This window comes from Halorussus salinisoli (assembly GCA_005239435.1).
Taxonomy (GTDB): domain Archaea; phylum Halobacteriota; class Halobacteria; order Halobacteriales; family Haladaptataceae; genus Halorussus; species Halorussus salinisoli.
On sequence record SZNP01000006.1, the window covers coordinates 227,947 to 246,555 of the forward strand.

Here is an 18,609-nt window from a genome sequence, read left to right on the forward strand (position 1 = left end):
CGCCCAGTCCTGACGCCGTATGTGATGCGATAGCGCTTGCTATCAGGCTCTCACCAAGTCCACTAATACTTTCCGTACCGGCCTCGGAACCCTTCTTGCCCGACGGACCTCCAGACGACAGTCGGTGATGCAGATCGTACGCTTCACGCGCGATACCATCAGAAAATCCGCTGTTTCCGTTGTGAACCCGGTGACACTGTGGATTACCTCTGTCATGTGACCGAATAACAAAGACGGAGACTATCGAACCCACGTCTGTGTTCCGAATCGACGCGAGAAACGAACGAAACAACAGATTTCGGGCACTCTCCACAGTACTTGTTGTACTCGTCCTGCTCGTCGCGAGTGCCCCGGTCTGGGGGACAACCACGGGCGCTGACCGAGCCGGTCACCAACAGGCGACAGTCATCGACTCCTGTACCACCATCGACAAACCGGGCACCTATCGACTCACAGAATCCATCGAAAACAGTACCGCGGATATCTGCATCGAAATCCGGGCGATCGACGTCCACTTCGACGGCGGCGGCCACACAGTCGATGGCAACATCAGTCGTCAGGAGATGCTGGACGCGTTGCGGGGGCCGCCACCGGAAACGGGCATTGGCGTCGGCGTCCACCCCGACGGCTCAGCACTGCTCTTGAACGTGACTATCTCGAACGTAACCGTTACTGACTGGTTCCGTGGAATCGGGGCCCGCGAGACGTCAGGGGTGGTCGTCCGGGACGTGACGGCCACCGCCACCGGAGCTGGGGTGGACCTCGTTTCCGCGCCCGGTTCGACGGTGGTGAACGCCACGACTTCCGGGAACGTCCTCGTCGGGGTGCTGGCCAGTGGTTCGTCCGGCAGTACGATTCGGGACGTCACGGCCTCCGCCAACGGGTTCCTGGGGGTCCACGTGGTGGACTCCTTCGACAGTAGCATCCGACGCGTCGCGGCAAACGACAACGGGTTCAGCGGAATCGACCTACGGAACTCCTCCCAGAGCACGGTTCGGACCGTTACCGCGACCGGGAACGGCTTCCGGGGCCTCGGTGTGGTAGACGAGCCAGTTGGGAACGTTGTCGAGAACGTGACGGTCGCCGACGGCAACTTCAATCGGAACGGCTACTCCGGAATCGTGGTGTTCCTTGCCACGAACAGCACGTTCTCGAACGTCAGCGTCGTCGGGACGACGGGCACACTCCCGCCGGGTAGTCGATCCCCGGGACGGCCCCCCGCTGGCATTCACATCGAAGTGGGGTCGGGGAACACGTTCGCTGACGTTGACGCCCGACACCAGGCAGCGTGGGCGTACCACTCGGAAATGGGTGCGACAAACACTGTGGAGGAGCTCCGGACCGACGCCGGCGTCGTCTCCTTTGAGGCACGTGACGTCGCACTCGGCCCAACTACGACACTCCCTCCGGACGCGGACAACGCGACGACTGCAACGCCGATTATCGAGGGCGTGACCGTGACCAACACGAGTGCGGATTCGTTCATCGACCTCGAGATTGCGTGGGAAAGCGTAAAGTCCGAAAATCAATCAGCGAACGAAACCGCTGGAGGTGAATCACTCTAATTACCGCTCACAGTCGACTATACAGCTCTTGTACAGAATTATTCCGTTATGCGGTCCATCTATGTCGTCCTCAGGTGGTCGGTCGAGGGTTCGTACACCTCGCCCTTCTGCTTCAGTTTGTCTATCTCGTGTTCGGCCTTCGACTGCTCCATACCGATCTCGTCGGCGCGGGACATCACCTCGTCGACGGGCGCACCCTCCTCGTAGTCCTCCTCGATTTCGCTGATGAGCTGCTTGAGGTTCTTGATGCGGTCGCGCTGGGACTTCGACTGGCCGGTCTCGACCACGTCGGCGTCGAACTGCCCGGTCTCGGGGTCCACGCCGATGTCCTGGAGGCACGACCGGGTGATTTTGACCGACCGCTCGGCGTCCTCCATTTCGACGGTGTCCGAGAGTCGGACGCGCGCGCTGGCCTCCGCGAGGCGGACGAGCGCCTCCAGTTTCCGCGCGGTGACCGGAACCGGGGCGTCCTCGTCGGCACCTTTCGTCCGCAGGTCGACGTAGAAATCCCGGATGCGCTCCATCGCCTCGTCGGTCATCGTCGGGAAGCAGTTGCGTTTCGAGTAGGCGATGTACTTCCGAAGGAGGTCGGGGTCGATGGCGGGCGCGACCTCCTGGGTCTCGTCGTCGACCTCCTCCTGGGAGATGTTGGGAGCGCTCATCTCCGTGCGCTGGGTGTTCAGTTGGCCCGCGTAGTTCGTCTGGAGGATGTGTTCGGCCAGTCGCTTGTCCTCTTCCTCGTCGGGTTGGTCGGTGACGGTGAAGATGAGGTCGAACCGCGAGATGAGCGCGGGTTCGAGGTCGATCTGCTCGCCGATGGGTTCGTACTGGTCGAACCGGCCGTACTTGGGGTTGGCCGCTCCGAGTAGCGAACACCGGGACTTGAGCGTGGCGTTGATGCCCGCCTTCGAGACGGAAATCTTCTGCTGTTCGAGCGCCTCGTGCATCGCGCTCCTGTCGTCCGGGGCCATCTTGTCGAGTTCGTCCACCGCCGCGATGCCTTTGTCCGCGAGGACGAGCGCACCGGCTTCGAGAGTCCACTGTTGGCCGTCGCCGAAGTCGTCGCGGACCGCGGCGGCCGTGAGACCCGCCGAGGACGAACCCTTGCCGGAGGTGTAGACCGACCGCGGGGCGATGTTCTGGACGTACGAAATCATCTGCGACTTACCCGTACCGGGATCCCCTATCAACAGCATGTGGAGGTCGCCGCGAATCCGGGATTCGTCGGGCAGATGCTTGGTGACGCCCGAGAACAACTGGAGAATCATCGCCAGTTTCTCCTCGTCGTAGCCGTAGATGGCGGGTGCCATCGAGTCGACCATCTGCTCGTAGATGTCGTTTTCCTGGGAGAGTTCGACGATCTCCTTCTTGTCCTCGTCGGTGATGTCCATCTCCTCGAACTCCTCGTCCTCGATGGTCACCGAGATACCGTCCATGTACACGTCGAAGACGGCGGACTTGTCCTGACCGCTCCCCTGCTGTTCGAGGTGGAGGATGCCCGTGACGCGGACGTGGTCGCCGGGCGTCACCTCGCCCGTGATGTCGTCCTCGATGTGAACGTCGATGCTCTGGGGCGTCTCGCCGCCGCGGAGTCCCTCGGGACTCTCCTGTATGCGGAGTTTCTGGGAGTCCACGAACTCCGACTGGTCGAAGTTGATCTGGAACGGTCCCTGTCGCTCACAGCCCTGACACTCGTGAGGTTCCTGAAAGTCGCCACCGCTCTGCGGAATGTACGTCAGCGTGCCGCATCGCTGGCACTCGAAGGCGGCCTCCTGAATCTTGGGTCGGACGTTGGTCGCCTTCCGGACGATGCCCTGCACGCTGACCAGCGTGTTGACGTGGCGAGCGCGAATCTCGCGGATGTCGGTCTGCTGGTCCAGATTCTCGATTCGGACGTGTGCCTGCCCGAGACTCACGTCCACCGGGAGGTCGTAGAGGCGGAGTGCTTCCTCGGCGTACTCGCGTAGCTGTTCGGGTTGGGAGACGAAGTCGTCCGCGAGGTCTGCGTCGTACCGATAGAGGTCGGTCCAATCGATGTTCAGCGACCGCTGTTCGTTCGGGTAGTTCTGGGCGAGTTCCCCGATTTCGTCGCTGTAGTACCGCCGGTAGAACTGCTCGAAGTTATCAATCAGCTCTGTATTCTCCGCGCGAGCCATTCAACCACTCTTAGTTCCTCATCCTGTAAGAAGTTTCGTAAACGCACTGAAAGTGAAACCGCCCGGGAGCGGGCGGGTCGGACGGAACGTGTCGGACGGGGGGAAACGTCCCGCGCGGACGGACTGCTACCCGCCGAGATAGAGCTTCGAGACCGCCTCGTTGTCCACGAGGTCGGCCGCGACGTCCTCGAATCGGACGGTACCCTGGTCGAGTACGTAGCCGTGGTCGGAGATACCGAGTCCCTTCGTGGCGTTCTGCTCGACCAGGAGAATCGCGGTGACCAGCTCGTTGACGGCCTGGACGTGCCCGAACACGTCGTCGGCAGTGTTGGGCGCGAGTCCGGCCGACGGTTCGTCGACGAGCGACACGTCCGGTTCCATCACGAGCGCACGGGCGAACGCCAGCACCTGTCGTTGCCCGCCGGACAGGGTACGGGCTTTCGCCGAACGCTTCTCGTCCAAGAGGGAGAACCGCTCGTACAGTTGGTCGATTACCTCCGAGAGACCGTCCTCACGGGCGACACCGCCCATTCGAAGGTTCTCGTCGTTAGTGAGCGAACCGAACACGTTGTCGGTCTGCGGTACGTAGTCGATTCCCTCCCGAACGATGTCCTCGGGAGCCATACCTCCGATTTCGCTGCCGTGGTACTCGACGGTTCCTTCCCACGGCGTCAGCATGCCGAAAGCGGTCTTGAGAACCGTCGACTTGCCGGCACCGTTGGGTCCGATGAGACAGACGATTTCGCCGGCGTCGAGGTGTAGCGAGCAGTCGAGGATTCCCGGTTTTCGCCCGTTTCGTTCAGCTATCCAGAGAAGAAAAGTATGGTCGGGTGCCCGTATAGGTGGATTGCGTCGAGAGCGTGACTCGTGATACCCCCGATCGCTAATAACTTCGTGGCTGGCGAGACGCCGGAGGCGGCGCTGGCACACGTGAACGGGCTGAACGACCGAGGCGTAGCCGCCATTTTGAACCTGCTCGGCGAACACTACGAGGACCGCGCGGCGGCGGACGCAGACGCCGACGCGTACGTCGAACTCGCGCAGTCGATAGCAGACGGGGAGTCGGACGCCTGCCTCTCCGTCAAACCGAGTCAGATCGGCCTGGGAGTGAGCGAAGCGGCCTTTCGGGAGAACTTGGCCCGAATCGTCGGGGCCGCCGACTGCTTCGTCTGGATCGACATGGAAGACCACGAGACGACCGACGTTACGCTGGACGCCTTCGAGCGTCACGCCCGCGAGACGGACGGTCGGGTCGGCGTCTGCGTGCAGGCGAACCTCAAGCGCACGCGCGGCGACCTCGAACGACTCGCCGACCTCCCCGGCAAGGTCCGACTCGTCAAGGGCGCGTACGACGAACCCGCGGAGATCGCCTACGAGAAGAAGGCGCGCGTCGACGAGTCGTACCGGGAGTGTCTGTCGTTCATGTTCCGCGAGTTCGACGACGGCGTCGCCGTCGGCAGTCACGACCCCGAGATGGTCGAGTTGGCAGAGCGACTCCACGACGAGCACGGGACCTCCTACGAGGTACAGATGCTGATGGGCGTCCGCGAAGAGGCACAGTTCGACCTCGCTCGTGACGCGGACGTCTACCAGTACATCCCGTACGGGAGCAAGTGGTTCTCCTACTTCTACCGGCGGATTCGGGAGCAGAAATCGAACGCGCTGTTCGCGTTGCGGGCCATCGTCGGTCGCTGAACTGGGCAGTAGCCGTGTCCCGAGTCAGTTTCCCGAAGTCGCTCCCGAACCGGACGACTACGGATCGAGCATCTTCGATTCGGCCTTTCGCAGGTGTTCCAGCAGCGTCGTCTTCGAGACGTCGAGGTCGGTCGCCAGTTCGCGGGTCGACGTCTGGCGAGGCCACTCGTAGTAGCCCTCCTCCCGGGCGTGTTCGAACACTTTTCGCTGCGTGGTCGTGAGCGTGTCGAGTCGCTGGTCGCGCGGGGAGCGGCCGTTCGAGTCGGAGGCGGTGATAGAGTCGACGCTCACTTCGGCATTCGCCCGTTCGCGGACGTTCCGTAGCGCGTCTTCGATTTCCGACCGCTCGCCCGCGAAACCCACGTGCCACTCCTCCCTACCGTTCTCTATCCGAACCGGTGCGCTGTGGACGAACCCGTTCTCCAGCAGCGTCGGGCAGACCATGTCGTCCGGGTTGTACTCCAGGAAGAACTCCCGGACGACGTTGCCCGGAGCGTTGCGAGCGCGTCCGAATCGCTCCTGTAGTTCCAACAGTTCGCCAGCGCGGTCGGACGCGCGGATGGCATCGAGAAGACTCTCTATCTCGGCGTCGTCCTCGGCGAACGCCGTGAACAGGCCGCGAACCGACGAGGACGACCCGGCGCGGGCCAGCGGCGAGTCGTAAATGGCATGCGCTAACACCCCACCGCCGGTCCGTTCGGTCGCCTCGATAGCCCAACAGTTCGGGTGCCATAGGTCGAGCGTCAGTCGCGTCCCCGGGATCTGATCCGCGAGATTCATTCGTAGTATAGCCCTCGTGGGTTCTTGTGTATGCCGTTTTCACAACCCCGGCCCGACCATGGTCGGTGTGGGTCGGGTTGTCGACCGTCGCTCGCGACGTCGACCGGTCGGAGTCCGCCACCCGTCCATGGTCGGAGGGGGAGTTTGGCGCTCTCCCACGACAGGAACAGCAGTGGCAGAGACACACCGACACTACGTCGACGGGGAATGGATTTCCGGCGAAGGCGACGAGACGTTCACGAGCGAGAACCCGGCGAGCGGCGAGACGCTCGGCGAGTTCCACCGCGGGACGCCCGCCGACGTCGACCGCGCGGTCGACGCCGCGAGCGAGGCGTTCGAGGAGTGGCGCGAACTCTCGCGCATCGACCGCGCGGAGTACCTCTGGGACGTGTATCACGCGCTGAAAGAGCGCACCGACGAACTCGGCGAGATAGTGACCAGGGAGTGCGGGAAGGAGATCTCCGAAGGGAAGGCCGACGTGGTCGAGGCCGCACACATGGTCGAGTGGGCCGCGGGCGACGCCCGACATCCGAAAGGCGACATCGTTCCCTCGGAAATCGCCGCGAAGGACGCCTACATGCGGCGCAAGCCCCGCGGCGTCACGGGTTGCATCACGCCGTGGAACTTCCCGGTCGCCATCCCGTACTGGCATATGGCCGTCGCGCTGGTCGAGGGCAACACCGTCGTGTTCAAACCTGCCGAGCAGACGCCGAAGTGCGCCCACGTCGTCGCGGAGATGTTCGCGGACGCGGGGCTCCCGGACGGCGTCTTCAACATGGTGCAGGGCTTCGGCGACGCCGGCAACGCCATCGTGGAATCGGACGACGTGGACACCGTGCTGTTCACGGGGTCGGCCGAGGTCGGTCACGGTATCGCGGAGTCGGTCGCCGCGGACCCCGGCAAGCGCGTCGCCTGCGAGATGGGCGGGAAGAACGCCGTCGTCGTCACCGACGAGGCGGACCTCGACGTCGCCGTCCACGCCGCAGTGATGTCTTCGTTCAAGACGACGGGCCAGCGCTGCGTCTCGGCCGAACGCCTCGTGGTACACGCCGACGTGTACGACGAGTTCAAGGCTCGCTTCGCGGAAGCGGCGGCCGAAGTCGCGGTCGGCGACCCCCTCAACGAGGAGACGTTCATGGGCCCGCTGGTCGAGGCGGGCCACCACGAGAAAGTACGGAGCTACAACGAACTCGCGAGAGACGAGGGCGTAAACGTCCTCGTCGACCGGACGGACCTCGACGCCGCGGAGATTCCCGACGGCCACGAGGACGGCCACTGGATCGGCCCGTTCGTCTACGAGGCCGACGCCGACGCGGACCTGCGTTGCACCCACGAAGAGGTGTTCGGCCCGCACGTCGCGCTCCTCGAATACGAGGGCGGCATCGAACGCGCCGTCGAGATACAGAACGACACGAACTACGGACTCGCCGGGGCGGTCATCTCGGAGGACTACCGTCAGATCAACTACTACCGCGACAACGCCGAAATCGGCCTCGCCTACGGCAATCTACCGTGTATCGGCGCGGAGGTCCAACTGCCGTTCGGCGGCGTGAAGAAGTCGGGCAACGGCTACCCCAGCGCCCGCGAGGTCATCGAGGCCGTCACCGACCGGACCGCGTGGACGCTGAACAACTCGAAAGATATCGAGATGGCGCAAGGACTCTCCGCGGAGGTCACGACCGGTGACGACGACTGAGCCCACCGAGAGCGCCCGTCCGCCGTGCCCCGAGTGTGACGGGAGCGTACAACTCCGGACCGGAATCGAGACCTGCGAGCAGTGCGGGTGGGTCCGAGTGCAGGGCGCCGACTGAGTTCGGGCAACGGTAGCCTGAGAGATTGGCGTCGGTGCACGAGAGTTCCTCCTCGAACTCGGCGAACCCTTCCCTAAATCGGCTACCGACGGGAGACGGGTCTTCCCCGTGTGGCGCGTTCCGTTTCCGCTTTAAGTGGTTCTGGCGACAACGGATAGATACGAAGGACTTCTCACCGGACGCAGACTACTCGACTAGCCCTGCGTGTCATCGTATCAATTCTGGCTGTGTCGCCACATCTGTATCTGACTTTACAGGAACGAGGTTCAGTAATCGTCGTTGCAGAAATCTAATCCAGATTACACTTATGAGGATGCCAGCCCTACGTCTACACGTGATGAGACACACGCCGAACCAAGATCCGGCCCGACGGCTGGACCCGGCCTCGATGCACAGTCTCGGCTACACCCTCGTGGGGTCAGCACTGATGCTCTTCGGAACTGTCGCACTGGTGCTGGCCGTCTCGTACCCCGTGAAAGCGACGGGCGCGGTCGTCCTCGCTGGCGCTAGCTGGTACGCAATTCGGACGTTCCGTCGCTTCTACCGGACGCGAAAGCGCGCTGGCTGGACTCGCCACGTCTGCGTGCCCAAGACCGGCGTCTGTATAGAACTGTAGACCGCGTTCTCCGTTCTTTTCCGGACGCCTCGACGCCTCCGGCCGTGACGCAAGGTTAACGCCGCGGCTTTTTCCCCACGTTTTTGCAAACGAGGGAGCGAAGCGACCGAGTGCAGCAAAAAGTGGGATGGGACCGCCCGGATTCGAACCGGGGTTATCGGCACCCAAGGCCGAAAGGATACCAAGCTACCCCACGGTCCCGCACCAGTTAGTAGCGCGGCAGTCCCTGTAAAGGGTTTCGTTTGCTTCGACCCGAGGCGGGAGAGAAACCAGAACATTTCTCTAAGAAACATTCAGTTATGTTACGAGCTCGTGTAGATGGGTGGAACGAATGCGAATGCTACGTCACGCCCCAGAACGCCGCGATTCCGAGAGTCGTAGCGATGGCGAACAGCAGTTGGAGCGGTGCGCCGACCCGAATGTAGTCGGTGAACTTGTACCCGCCCGGCCCGTAGACGAAGAGGTTCGTCTGGTAGCCGACGGGCGTCATGAACGCGGTCGAGGCCGCGAACGTGACCGCCAGCACGAACGCGAAGGCGTTGGCGTCGAGTTGGGCGGCCGCTTGCACGGCCACCGGAATCATCAACACGACGCTGGCGTTGTTGCTGACGATGTTGGTCAGAACCGCGGTCACGACGTAGAACAGGCCGAGGACCGCGATTGCGGGGAGGAAGTCGGCCGACAGCACCAGCAGGTCGGCGATCAGGTCGGCCGCGCCGGTCTTCTGCATGGCGATGCCCAGCGGGATGACGCCAGCGAGCAGGAAGATGACGTCCCACTCCACGGCGTCGTACACCTCCGGTGGTTCGAGGACGCCCGTCACGACCATCACCAGCGCACCAGCGAGCGCCGACACCATGATGGGAAGCACGTCGAGCGCGGCCACCGCGACCACGGCCCCGACGATGCCCACGGCCAGCGGAATCTTCGACTCGCGGTAGTCGGGGCGCTCTATCTCCTGAGCCACGATGAAGTCGCGGTTGACGTTCAGCCGCGAGATGCTGTCGGGGGTGGCCTGTACGAGCAGGGTGTCGCCGACCTGCAACTCGGCGTTGTCCATGCGCTTGCGGATGTACTCGGGACCGCGCCGCAGGGCCAGCACCGTGGCGTCGTACCGGTCGCGGAAGTTGGCGGAGGCGAGCGTCTCGCCGACCAGCGAGGAGCGCGGTGCGACGACCACCTCCACGAGGCTCTGGTCGGCGCTACCGCGCTCGAGTTCGTCGGCGTCCACGCTGACCTCCGGCAGGAGTTGGAGTCCTTCGGTGTCGATGAGACCCACGAGCGTCTCGCGGTCGGTCCGAAGCGCGAAGACGTCGCCCGTCTGAATCTCCTTCGGACCGAGCGGTTCCACGAACGTCCGGCCCTCGCGGATGAGTTGGACGAGGTCCACGTCCAGGTCGGTGTCGGTGAGCGCGTTCGCGACGGTTTGGCCGACCAGCGGCGAGCCTTCGGTGACCGTCACCTCGGTCAGATACTCCTCCAACTCGAACTCCTCGGTGAGGTCGTCCCTGACAGGAATCCGGCCGGGGGTGAGCCACCGGCCGAGCGTCATGAGGTAGACGGTGCCGACGATCGCGACCACGACGCCGAGTTGAGTGAACTCGAACATCGAGAAGGGCGCGCCCGCCACTCCGAGGTCGGCGGCGACCGCGCTCGCCAGGATGTTGGTCGAGGTACCGATGAGCGTGAGGGTGCCGCCGAACATCGAGGCGTACGAGAGCGGGAGCAGTAGTTTCGAGGGTGAGGTCTTCCCCTCGTGAGCGAGGTCCGTGACCATCGGCATGAGGATGGCGACCGCCGCCGTGTTGTTGATGAATCCCGAAATCGACCCGACGACGCCGATGGTCGCGCCGAGTTGACGGCTCTCGTCGTCCTTCGTGAACGCCGCTATCTTCCGGCCGAGAATCTGGACCGCGCCGGTTCGCTGGACGCCGTAGCTCAGGATGAACATCGCCAGCACGGTGACGGTCGCAGAACTGGCGAACCCCGAGACGCCCTCCGCGGGCGAGACCTGCGTCCACGGTTCCAGCACCATCAGCGCCACCATGATGCCGATGGCGGTGATGTCGATGGGGACGGGTTCGGTGACGAACAGCACCAGCGCCGTGAGGATGACGAAGAAGACGACGATGACGCCCGGCGTCAGCGAGAGCACCACGTCAGACTACAATTCGTGGAGCGTTCAAAAAACATACGACTACGGTGCGAAGGAGAGCTATCGGCTCTCGCACACGGTGACCCGTCCGTCTCCCGTGACGGTGACCAGATACTCGTCGACGGAGAACTCGAACCGCCAGTGGTCGTCCGACGACCGGCGGTCGAAGAGCGCGTCGAGTGCTTCGAGGTCCACCGACTCGTACAGTCCGAGGTCACAACTGGTCGGGTCCACGTTCTCGGCCGTCGCAACGGCGTCGATAACCGTCTCGCTGAGCGACGCTTCCCCGCCGATGTCGTGACGAGTCTCGTAAGCGAGGTCTCGTTTCGTGTGCGGCCGATTACCGTCTGCTGTCGCCATTGATACGAAATTTGGCACTATCGCACATTAAAACCCGGCAGACGAGCGTCAGACAGACGAGAGAACTCGAAGCCTCACTCCTCCTCGCCGTGGAGTTCGAGTTCGGCCACGATTTCGAAGGGGTCGTCGTCCTTCCGAATCCCGTCGAGTATCTTGAACGCCTCGTCGGGCGCGAGGAAGTGGCTGGTGACGACCCGACCGAGGTCGGTGGGTCGGAGTCCGTCGATGAAGCCGTACTCCAGTAGCTTTCCGAGGGCGTGCTTGGTCGGAATCTCGCCGATCATCCGGTCGCCGAGTCGCTTGGCCTGCTTTCCGGCGACCGTGATGTTCGCCAGCGTCTCCTCGACCGCGGCGCTCTCGTCGTAGAGCGTCTGGACGTTCTCCATCTCGCCCTTCAGGAGTTTGAACGCCACCTCGTCCTCGGACATCTCCATGCTGTTGTGGTAGGCCGCGTCGGGTTCCACGAGGACGTACACCTTCCCGCGGTCGTGGTAGTCCGGGCGACCCGCCCGACCGAGCATCTGGTGGAACTCCTGTACGGAGAGCCACTCGATGCCCATGGCGAGCGTGTCGAAGATGACCTGCGAGGCCGGGAAGTCCACGCCCGCCGCGAGCGCGGCAGTCGTGACGACCGCCGCGAGGTCCTGGTCGGCGAACATTCGCTCGACCTTCTTCCGGCGGCCGTAGTCGAGTCCGGCGTGGTAGGGTGCGGAACTGTACTCCAACTGGCGGGAGATCTCGTGACACCGCCTCCGGGAGTTGGTGAAGATGATGGTCTGGCCCCGGTAGCCCTGCGAGGACTTGGTGTCGTACTCGCGCTTGACCAGTTTGTTCTCGATATCCGGCTTCTCCTTGCCGTCGGCGAAGGTGACGTGGCGTTCCAGCGGGACGGGCCGCTCTTCGAACTCCACGAGGTTGGCCTCCAGGGACTTGGCGAGGCTTGCGGGGTTGCCGACCGTCGCCGAGAGGTAGACCCACTGGGCACCGCCGTACTCGTCGCGCTTGCTCGCGCGCGTCTCGCAGTAGTGTTTGAGGCGCGCGATGAGACCGTCGAGGCGGTGACCGCGCTCCTGCTCCTTGAGGGTGTGGACCTCGTCGATGACGACGGTTCCGATGTCGCCCAAGTCCCGGCCGGTCCGGAGTGCGTGGTCGATGCCCTCGTAGGTGCCGACGATGACGTCGGCGCTGGGGTCGAAGGCGTGACCGTCGTCACGGACCCGACTCGCGCCGACACGGATGGTCACGTCCACGAGGTCACCGTACTCGTCCTCGAAGTCCTCGTGCTTCTGGTTGGCGAGCGCCACGAGAGGGACGAGAAACAGCATCTTGCCCTGACCGTTCAGCACGCGGTCGATACCGGTCATCTCGCCGACCAGCGTCTTCCCGGTCGCGGTCGCACTCACGACCAGTTGGTCCTCGCCGTCGAGGAGTCCGTTCTGGACCGCGAGGCTCTGGACCGGGAGGAGTTCCTCGAAGCGGGGTTCCAGCAGGTTCTGGATGCCCGGATGGAGGTTCAGCGAATCGACTCGGATGTTGTCCACGTCCTCGACGTTCGCGCTTATCTCGTCGAACTTCGTGAGGTCGGGGTCGAGTTGCCCCTTGAGCAGGTTGGTGATGCGTTCGAGGTCCTGCACGTCGAGCAGGAGGTCTTCGAGCCTGTCCTGGGCCTCGCGGGTGAGGTCGCCTCGGAACGAGAGTTCCCGCTCCAACTCCTCTTTCGCGCAGTCGGGGCAGATGTACTCGTCGCCCGCGTCGATGGCTGTCTCGCTCGTGATGGGCGAGTAGTGGCCGCTCGACGCGCAGAACCGACAGGTCCGGACCGCCTTCGCGTCGAGTTGGTAGGCGTCGAGCATCTCCTGTAACTCCTCGCGGCCCTGCGCGGAGGTCTGTTGAGAGATGCGGATGCGGTCGGCTCTGCGTGCGATTTCCACGAACTGGTCGGGGCTTCGTGGCTCCTCGCTCGTCCCGCGCTTGACGCGGAACTTCCCGGGGCGCGGCCCGGCGCTCGTCTCCTGCAGTTCGAGTTTGGCTCGGAAGACGCGCTCGTCGTCCCGGTTCACCACGGCGACGTAGTGACCGGACGACTCGTGGAGGAACAGCGCGTCCACCTGCGGGACCTGCTTCGACACGTTCACGGGTAATAGCTCGCGGTATTTGAGCGGTTCGGAACCACGCATTCGACGCTCGCCGGGACGATGTCGGGGAGTTCCCGCGGTGGTTCCAACCGCGGAAGACGAGTGGAAACGCGCCCATACGGGGGTTAAGCTCGGAATAACAATCGAGCCAGACCGTTATTCCGCCGATACTTCTCGGCAACCGGCAAATAACAAAGGCTGCTTCGTGGTAAGCGCGGAGTGCGCACAGAACGACCAGATATGAGGGGGAGACACAACATGCGGTTACCCGAGCGGTTCGACGAACAAGTGACGCTTGAAATCGAGGACGACGCGGACGGGAAGCCGACGGTCCGAATGCAGGACCAGTCGGCCACCGACGCGTGGATTTCCGCTGACATTCAGGCCCTCGTCTCGCTCCCGGAGTACGAATAACGGGACTATCTCGCTACTTTTCGAGTCGCTGTCCGACGTTTCGAATCGCTCGCTACTCCACGAGTTCTATCTCGTCGTCGCCGTTCGGCACCGCACAGATGAACGCGCCGGGGTCGTCGCCCTCGTTGCGGTACCAGTGGACGACGCCCGCAGGGATGAGTAGCGAGTCGCCTTCGGTGACGGTGTACTCCTCGTCGCCGATGCCGACGGTGTACTCGCCGGAGAGGACGTACTGCTCGTGTTCGACCTCGTTGGTGTGTTCGGGCACCGACGCGCCGGGGTCGAGTTCGAATCGCCGGATGGCGAAGTGCGGCGCGCCGTGGTCCTCGCTGACGAGGACGCCCTTCCGCATCCCTTCGGCCGCACCCACGTCTTCGTATTCGACCTCGTCGCTTCGGCGAATCAGTGGCTTGGTCTGCTGACTCATGCGGGTAGGTACGCGAGGGAGTCGTAAAAAGTTGCGTCGAATCGGCAACCTGGCGGGCACGCGGAACTGGAGCGAGTTCCAAAACAGACCGAGAATCTCAGTCCGACCGCGGAGCCTCGGAGATCTCCGCATACGGCGTAAAGCCGTCGTCGGGCGTCACGAGGCCCGACCGGAGCGCGCAGGCCGACGCACCCAGTCCACGCGAGGACAACGGCCCGCGCCGGACGCATCGGAACGCGATGTTCTTGGCGGCGTTGTAGTCGTCGTGAGCCGACGCCTCGCACTTCAGGCACTCGAACTGGCGCTCGTCGAGATTCCGGTTCTGTGGGTGGGTGAACCCACACTCCATACATCGCTGGCTGGTGTACTCCGGGTTCACTTCCACGACCGCGATTCCCTTCTCGGCGGCGCGGTACTGCACGAACGAGAGGAGTCGGTCGAACAACCACTCGTGGAGCGGCCCGGCTTCGGGGAGCAGGTCGTAGACTTCGCCGAGTTCGCCGAACGCGATGAGTTCGCAGTCGTATCGGTCGGCCTCGGCGACGATGCCGTTGGCCACCTCGTGGAGGCGCTGGCGGACGAACCGGTCGAGTCGGTTGCCCGTCTGTCGGAGGGTCCGGACCGCGCTTCTGGTGCCGGTGGCTTCGAGCGACGCCTGCACGCGCTCGAACTCCTCGCGTCGGTGGTTGAGTTCGCCCGTGTCGAAGAAGCGGGCGGTGCTGGTGACCGCGAGGTTCTCGACGCCCAGGTCCACGCCGAGGACCGTCGCGCCCTCGGTCGGCGGGTCGATAGCGGGCTTCGGCGTCCGGAAGCCGAGGTGGAAGGTGAACTCCCCGTCGCGGTAGAAGAGCGTACTCTTGGCCGGCTCCCAGTCCTCGTCGTCGAGATATCGGGACTGGTAGCCGCCGTCGGCCGAGAGCTTCAGGTCACATCGGACGCGCTCGCCGGTCGTGGTGAGACTCACCGTCCGGTCGTCGAACACCGTCATCGTCCGGGTGTCGAACGCGACGGTCGGACTGGTGAACTCGGGCTTCTCGCCGTTTCGCTGGCTGGCGCGCTTGATCGCTTCGGCCGCGCGATGAGTCGCCAACACCGCGTGCTGGCTGCCCAGAGTGGTCTCCTCGCGCAAGCGGTCGTACGCGAGCTGTTGGACTTCGCTTCTCGTGTGACAGACACCCCACGCCTCGTTGACCGCGAGTTGGCAACCGCGTTTCCACTCTTCGACCAACTCCCGAAGCCGTGTGGCGTCCGTCGGAGACACGGAAAGTCCGGTGACTGCCGTTCGTCTGCAATATTCGGTGTCTGCCACGTTGTACGTCTGTGTCTCAGGGGACCTCTTGAATACTTTGGCTTGGCCGCAAGAGCTAAGTTAATCCGGTTGACGAGTCGGTGAAACCGGGTGGCGAGACCCGTCGCTCCTCGTTCGACCCGACCCGTCCGCTCCCGTCGCCCCCACTGTTAATAGTCTGCCACGGCAACGCACACGTATGAGAAGTTTCACGGTCGGTCGGATATTCGGCATCCCCATCAAACTCGACCTGACGTTCTTGCTCATCCTCCCGGTGTTCGCGTGGCTCATCGGGTCACAGGTCGGACTCTGGGTCGACAACCTCAATCTGCTCTGGGGAACGGACCTCGACCGGGTGGCACTCACCGAGGGCAATCTGGAGTGGATACTCGGGGCAGTCGCCGCCGTCGGGCTGTTCGTCGGCGTCGTCCTCCACGAACTCGGCCACTCCGTGGTGGCCATGCGGTTCGGGTTCCCCATCGAGTCCATCACGCTGTGGATATTCGGCGGTATCGCTCGCCTCACCGAACAGCCCGAAGACTGGAAGCAGGAGTTCTCCATCGCCATCGCGGGCCCCGTGGTCAGTATCGCGCTCGGGGTCGCCTCGTATCTCGCTCTCTTCGTCGTCCCCACCGGACTGCCGACCCTCCGGTTCCTCTTCGGCTACCTCGCGCTGATGAACCTCACGCTGGCGGCGTTCAACCTCCTACCCGGATTCCCGATGGACGGAGGCCGGGTCCTTCGTGCGCTTCTGGCCCGGAATCGACCGTTCTCAGACGCGACCCAAACCGCCGCGGAAGTAGGAAAACTGTTCGCCATCCTGCTCGGCTTGCTCGGCCTGTTCGGCGGTAATCTCATCCTCATCGGTATCGCCTTCTTCATCTACATCGGCGCGACCAGCGAGGCCCAACAGACCGTGATGAACGCGGCGTTCGAGGACGTGCGCGTCCGCGACGTGATGACCTCCGCAGAGAATCTGAAGACGGTCACGCCGGACACCTCCATCACCGACCTCATGGAGACGATGTTCCGCCAGCGTCACACGGGCTACCCGGTCGTCGAGAACGGCGAACCCGTGGGGATGGTCACGCTCGACGACGCCCGGCAGGTGTCGGAAGTCGAGCGCGACGCCTACACCGTCGCCGACGTGATGAGTAGCGACCTCAAGACGATCCCGGCCTCCGACGACGCGATGTCGGCGTTCGAGAAGCTCCAGCAACACGGAATCGGACGTCTGCTGGTCATCGACGCCGACGGCGAAATTGCAGGACTGGTCTCCCGGACCGACCTGATGACCGCCTTCGACATCATCCAGAAGAGCGGTCGCAGCGACCGAATCACGCCCGCCGAACAGCCGGTGCAGGAGCGCGAACGGGCGTCTCGATAGCATGTGTGGCAGAACTTCGCTCTTCGCTCCGCCCGAACTCGTCGCCGAGCGATTCGACGCCGAACCGGTCCGGCCGCTGGAACCCCGGTACAACGTCGCGCCCGGACAGGAACACCCCGTCGTCCGAAACGACAACGCCGACGCGATTCGGTTCCCGACGTGGGGACTGGTCCCTCAGTGGGCCGACGGTTCGCCGTCGTCGGGTCACGTCAACGCCCGGGCCGAGACGCTGGCCGAGAAGCCGAGTTTCCGCGAAGTGTTCGCAGAGCGTCGGTGTCTCGTCCTCGCGGACGGCTTCTACGACTGGAAGGAGACCCCGACGGGCAAACAGCCCTACCGCATCGAGCGCGAGAACCGCGACCCCTTCGCCTTCGCAGGCCTGTGGGAACCGAGCGGAGACGGAGAGCGCGCGACTTTCACCATCGTAACCACCGAACCGAACGCCGTGGTCGAACCGGTCCACCATCGGATGCCGGTCATCTTGGACCGCGAGGAGGAACGACGGTGGCTTCGCGGCGGCGAGGGGAACGACCCGGACGAACTCGCCGATTTGCTCGACCCCTACCCCGCTTCCGAGATGCACGCTTATCCCGTATCGTCGGCGGTCAACGACCCCGAGAACGACGCTCCGGAGGTCGTCGAGGCGGTCGCGGCCGAAGAAGACGTGCAAACCGGACTCGACGAGTTTTGAAGCGGACCACCCCTTGGTTTCAGTTGGAGGTTCGAAGATAGAATCGGAGGAGAGAGAAATCCGTCGCGTCTACCGCGTAGAGCCGAAAGGAGATAGCGAGACTGTACGGCGTCCCGGAACGAGAACTTTCGTGGGAGGGTTGGTGACACGACGGCGGGAGGCCAGCCCGCCACCAGAGCCTCCGGCGTCGCCGGGGTCGGCCGTATGCTTGCACGCTCTGCGCCCAAGCCGCCGGGCGCATCTACGTCTAATGCCGGTTCGGGACTTTGTTATGGGCCGTGTTCCCGGTGGAAGGAGGCGGTTGTGACTCGTTTAGCAAGGGTCTGAATCGCGTTTAGACTCCTCGAACCCACGAGTCGGAGGCGTCGGAACGACGACCGTTCACCCTACGCGGTACTCGCCGGTTTGCTCGCGGAAGAAGGTCCAGGTGCGAGAATCGAACCCGCGTCTCAGCCTCCACAAGGCTGAAGGATGGTCCACTACCCCAACCCGGACACGCACGTATGGGTAGTGGCCTCCACGTAAAATACGTTACGACTCCGAGCGATACTGGCAAATCGTCACAGACTCCAGTCGAAACCGAGGGGTAGAGCGTCCACTCGGACGACGACATCCTTTTCAGCGCCAGCACCCAATTACCGTCCAAGCGTGGCCGTCACCGACAAAATCTACGTCAAGAACCACCGCCAGATCGGCTCTCAGTTGGAGACCAACATCCCGAAGGGAGCCTTCAAAGGGGCGACCCTCGACATGCTGTTTCAGGGCGAGAACCTCGCGCAGTTGGACGACACGACACAAGAGCGCGTCCTCGACTTCGCGGAGGACTTCCTCGACTGCGACTGTCAGAGCAACCCTTACTGCGGGTGCGCCGAACGAAAGTTCATGCGTTACCTCCTCGGTTTGCGCGAACAGGGGATGGGTCCCGAGGCTATCGTGGACGTGATGACCGACGACTACATGGTCTACGCCTACCCCGGTGACATCCTCTCGTTCCTCGACAACTCGGTCCGGACGCTCGAAGCAGTCGAGGAGTTGGCCGACGTGGAGGGCAACGACGAGATGGAGGCCGAGGCCCGACGGAAGAAGAAGCACCTCTCCGGGTAAGCGAGAGAGCGGTCACTTCACGTCC

17 protein-coding genes and 2 tRNA genes are annotated in these 18,609 nt (G+C 63.6%); 9 read left to right on the forward strand and 10 right to left on the reverse strand.

All coding sequences use genetic code 11. From position 1 onward, the window contains the following. The first annotated feature begins 257 nt into the window (after positions 1 to 257). The gene (locus E2484_RS17955) at positions 258 to 1,565 is read left to right on the forward strand and encodes a right-handed parallel beta-helix repeat-containing protein (RefSeq protein WP_137286559.1); all 1,308 of its coding nucleotides are present in this window, start codon (positions 258 to 260) and stop codon (positions 1,563 to 1,565) included. A gap of 59 nt (positions 1,566 to 1,624) precedes the next feature. Here E2484_RS17955 and E2484_RS17960 read toward each other — a convergent pair whose 3' ends face one another. Next, positions 1,625 to 3,721, reverse strand: coding sequence for a minichromosome maintenance protein MCM (locus E2484_RS17960; RefSeq protein ID WP_137286560.1), 2,097 nt, complete (start codon positions 3,719 to 3,721; stop codon positions 1,625 to 1,627). A 126-nt stretch (positions 3,722 to 3,847) separates the two neighbouring features. After that, entirely contained in the window at positions 3,848 to 4,528 is a 681-nt protein-coding gene (locus E2484_RS17965) for an ABC transporter ATP-binding protein (protein ID WP_394347932.1), read from the reverse strand. Positions 4,529 to 4,588: 60 nt separating this feature from the next. Between E2484_RS17965 and E2484_RS17970 the strand changes: the two genes are divergently transcribed. Next, positions 4,589 to 5,416, forward strand: coding sequence for a proline dehydrogenase family protein (locus E2484_RS17970; RefSeq protein WP_137286561.1), 828 nt, complete (start codon positions 4,589 to 4,591; stop codon positions 5,414 to 5,416). 57 nt (positions 5,417 to 5,473) lie between these two features. Here E2484_RS17970 and E2484_RS17975 read toward each other — a convergent pair whose 3' ends face one another. Continuing rightward, on the reverse strand, positions 5,474 to 6,196 hold the full coding sequence (locus E2484_RS17975) for a helix-turn-helix domain-containing protein (RefSeq protein WP_137286562.1): 723 nt from the start codon (positions 6,194 to 6,196) through the stop codon (positions 5,474 to 5,476). A 172-nt stretch (positions 6,197 to 6,368) separates the two neighbouring features. Here E2484_RS17975 and E2484_RS17980 point away from each other — a divergent pair, with 172 nt between their 5' ends. The 3 genes from E2484_RS17980 (at position 6,369) to E2484_RS17985 (ending at position 8,623) form a co-directional block, all read left to right on the forward strand. Further along, a complete protein-coding gene (locus E2484_RS17980; RefSeq protein WP_137286563.1) occupies positions 6,369 to 7,892 on the forward strand; it encodes an aldehyde dehydrogenase family protein in 1,524 nt (507 codons plus the stop codon). Then, positions 7,879 to 8,007 carry a hypothetical protein gene (locus E2484_RS25745; protein WP_321112714.1) on the forward strand — a complete coding sequence of 43 codons (129 nt, stop codon included), beginning with the start codon at positions 7,879 to 7,881 and terminating at the stop codon, positions 8,005 to 8,007. Before E2484_RS17980 ends, E2484_RS25745 begins: the two co-directional genes overlap by 14 nt. A gap of 334 nt (positions 8,008 to 8,341) precedes the next feature. Continuing rightward, positions 8,342 to 8,623 (forward strand): hypothetical protein, encoded by a 282-nt coding sequence (locus E2484_RS17985; protein WP_137286564.1) that lies wholly within the window; start codon positions 8,342 to 8,344, stop codon positions 8,621 to 8,623. 128 nt (positions 8,624 to 8,751) lie between these two features. Here E2484_RS17985 and E2484_RS17990 read toward each other — a convergent pair. From E2484_RS17990 to E2484_RS18005, 4 genes are all read right to left on the reverse strand, one after another. Then, a tRNA-Pro gene (locus E2484_RS17990) sits at positions 8,752 to 8,824 on the reverse strand. A 139-nt stretch (positions 8,825 to 8,963) separates the two neighbouring features. Continuing rightward, complete coding sequence (locus E2484_RS17995) at positions 8,964 to 10,778, reverse strand: SLC13 family permease (RefSeq protein ID WP_137286707.1); 1,815 nt, start codon at positions 10,776 to 10,778, stop codon at positions 8,964 to 8,966. Between the two features lie 60 nt (positions 10,779 to 10,838). Then, on the reverse strand, positions 10,839 to 11,138 hold the full coding sequence (locus tag E2484_RS18000; protein WP_137286565.1) for a HalOD1 output domain-containing protein: 300 nt from the start codon (positions 11,136 to 11,138) through the stop codon (positions 10,839 to 10,841). A 74-nt stretch (positions 11,139 to 11,212) separates the two neighbouring features. Beyond that, on the reverse strand, positions 11,213 to 13,267 hold the full coding sequence (locus E2484_RS18005) for a DEAD/DEAH box helicase (RefSeq protein WP_137286566.1): 2,055 nt from the start codon (positions 13,265 to 13,267) through the stop codon (positions 11,213 to 11,215). Positions 13,268 to 13,531: 264 nt separating this feature from the next. Between E2484_RS18005 and E2484_RS25155 the strand changes: the two genes are divergently transcribed. Beyond that, positions 13,532 to 13,687 (forward strand): hypothetical protein, encoded by a 156-nt coding sequence (locus tag E2484_RS25155; protein WP_170977408.1) that lies wholly within the window; start codon positions 13,532 to 13,534, stop codon positions 13,685 to 13,687. Positions 13,688 to 13,739: 52 nt separating this feature from the next. Here E2484_RS25155 and E2484_RS18010 read toward each other — a convergent pair whose 3' ends face one another. Both E2484_RS18010 and E2484_RS18015 read right to left on the reverse strand, forming a co-directional pair. Beyond that, on the reverse strand, positions 13,740 to 14,114 hold the full coding sequence (locus E2484_RS18010; RefSeq protein WP_137286567.1) for a cupin domain-containing protein: 375 nt from the start codon (positions 14,112 to 14,114) through the stop codon (positions 13,740 to 13,742). A 97-nt stretch (positions 14,115 to 14,211) separates the two neighbouring features. Next, positions 14,212 to 15,423, reverse strand: a complete 1,212-nt coding sequence (locus tag E2484_RS18015) for an RNA-guided endonuclease InsQ/TnpB family protein (RefSeq protein ID WP_137286568.1) — start codon at positions 15,421 to 15,423, stop codon at positions 14,212 to 14,214. 178 nt (positions 15,424 to 15,601) lie between these two features. On the opposite strand from E2484_RS18015, the gene E2484_RS18020 reads away from it, so the two are divergent. Both E2484_RS18020 and E2484_RS18025 read left to right on the forward strand, forming a co-directional pair. Then, the gene (locus E2484_RS18020; RefSeq protein WP_137286569.1) at positions 15,602 to 16,789 is read left to right on the forward strand and encodes a CBS domain-containing protein; all 1,188 of its coding nucleotides are present in this window, start codon (positions 15,602 to 15,604) and stop codon (positions 16,787 to 16,789) included. Between the two features lies 1 nt (position 16,790). Then, complete coding sequence (locus E2484_RS18025; protein ID WP_137286570.1) at positions 16,791 to 17,480, forward strand: SOS response-associated peptidase; 690 nt, start codon at positions 16,791 to 16,793, stop codon at positions 17,478 to 17,480. A 421-nt stretch (positions 17,481 to 17,901) separates the two neighbouring features. Here the strand turns inward: E2484_RS18025 and E2484_RS18030 are convergent. Further along, positions 17,902 to 17,974 (reverse strand) — tRNA-His (locus E2484_RS18030). Positions 17,975 to 18,128: 154 nt separating this feature from the next. On the opposite strand from E2484_RS18030, the gene E2484_RS18035 reads away from it, so the two are divergent. Beyond that, on the forward strand, positions 18,129 to 18,584 hold the full coding sequence (locus tag E2484_RS18035; protein WP_137286571.1) for a DUF5814 domain-containing protein: 456 nt from the start codon (positions 18,129 to 18,131) through the stop codon (positions 18,582 to 18,584). Positions 18,585 to 18,609 lie beyond the last annotated feature (25 nt).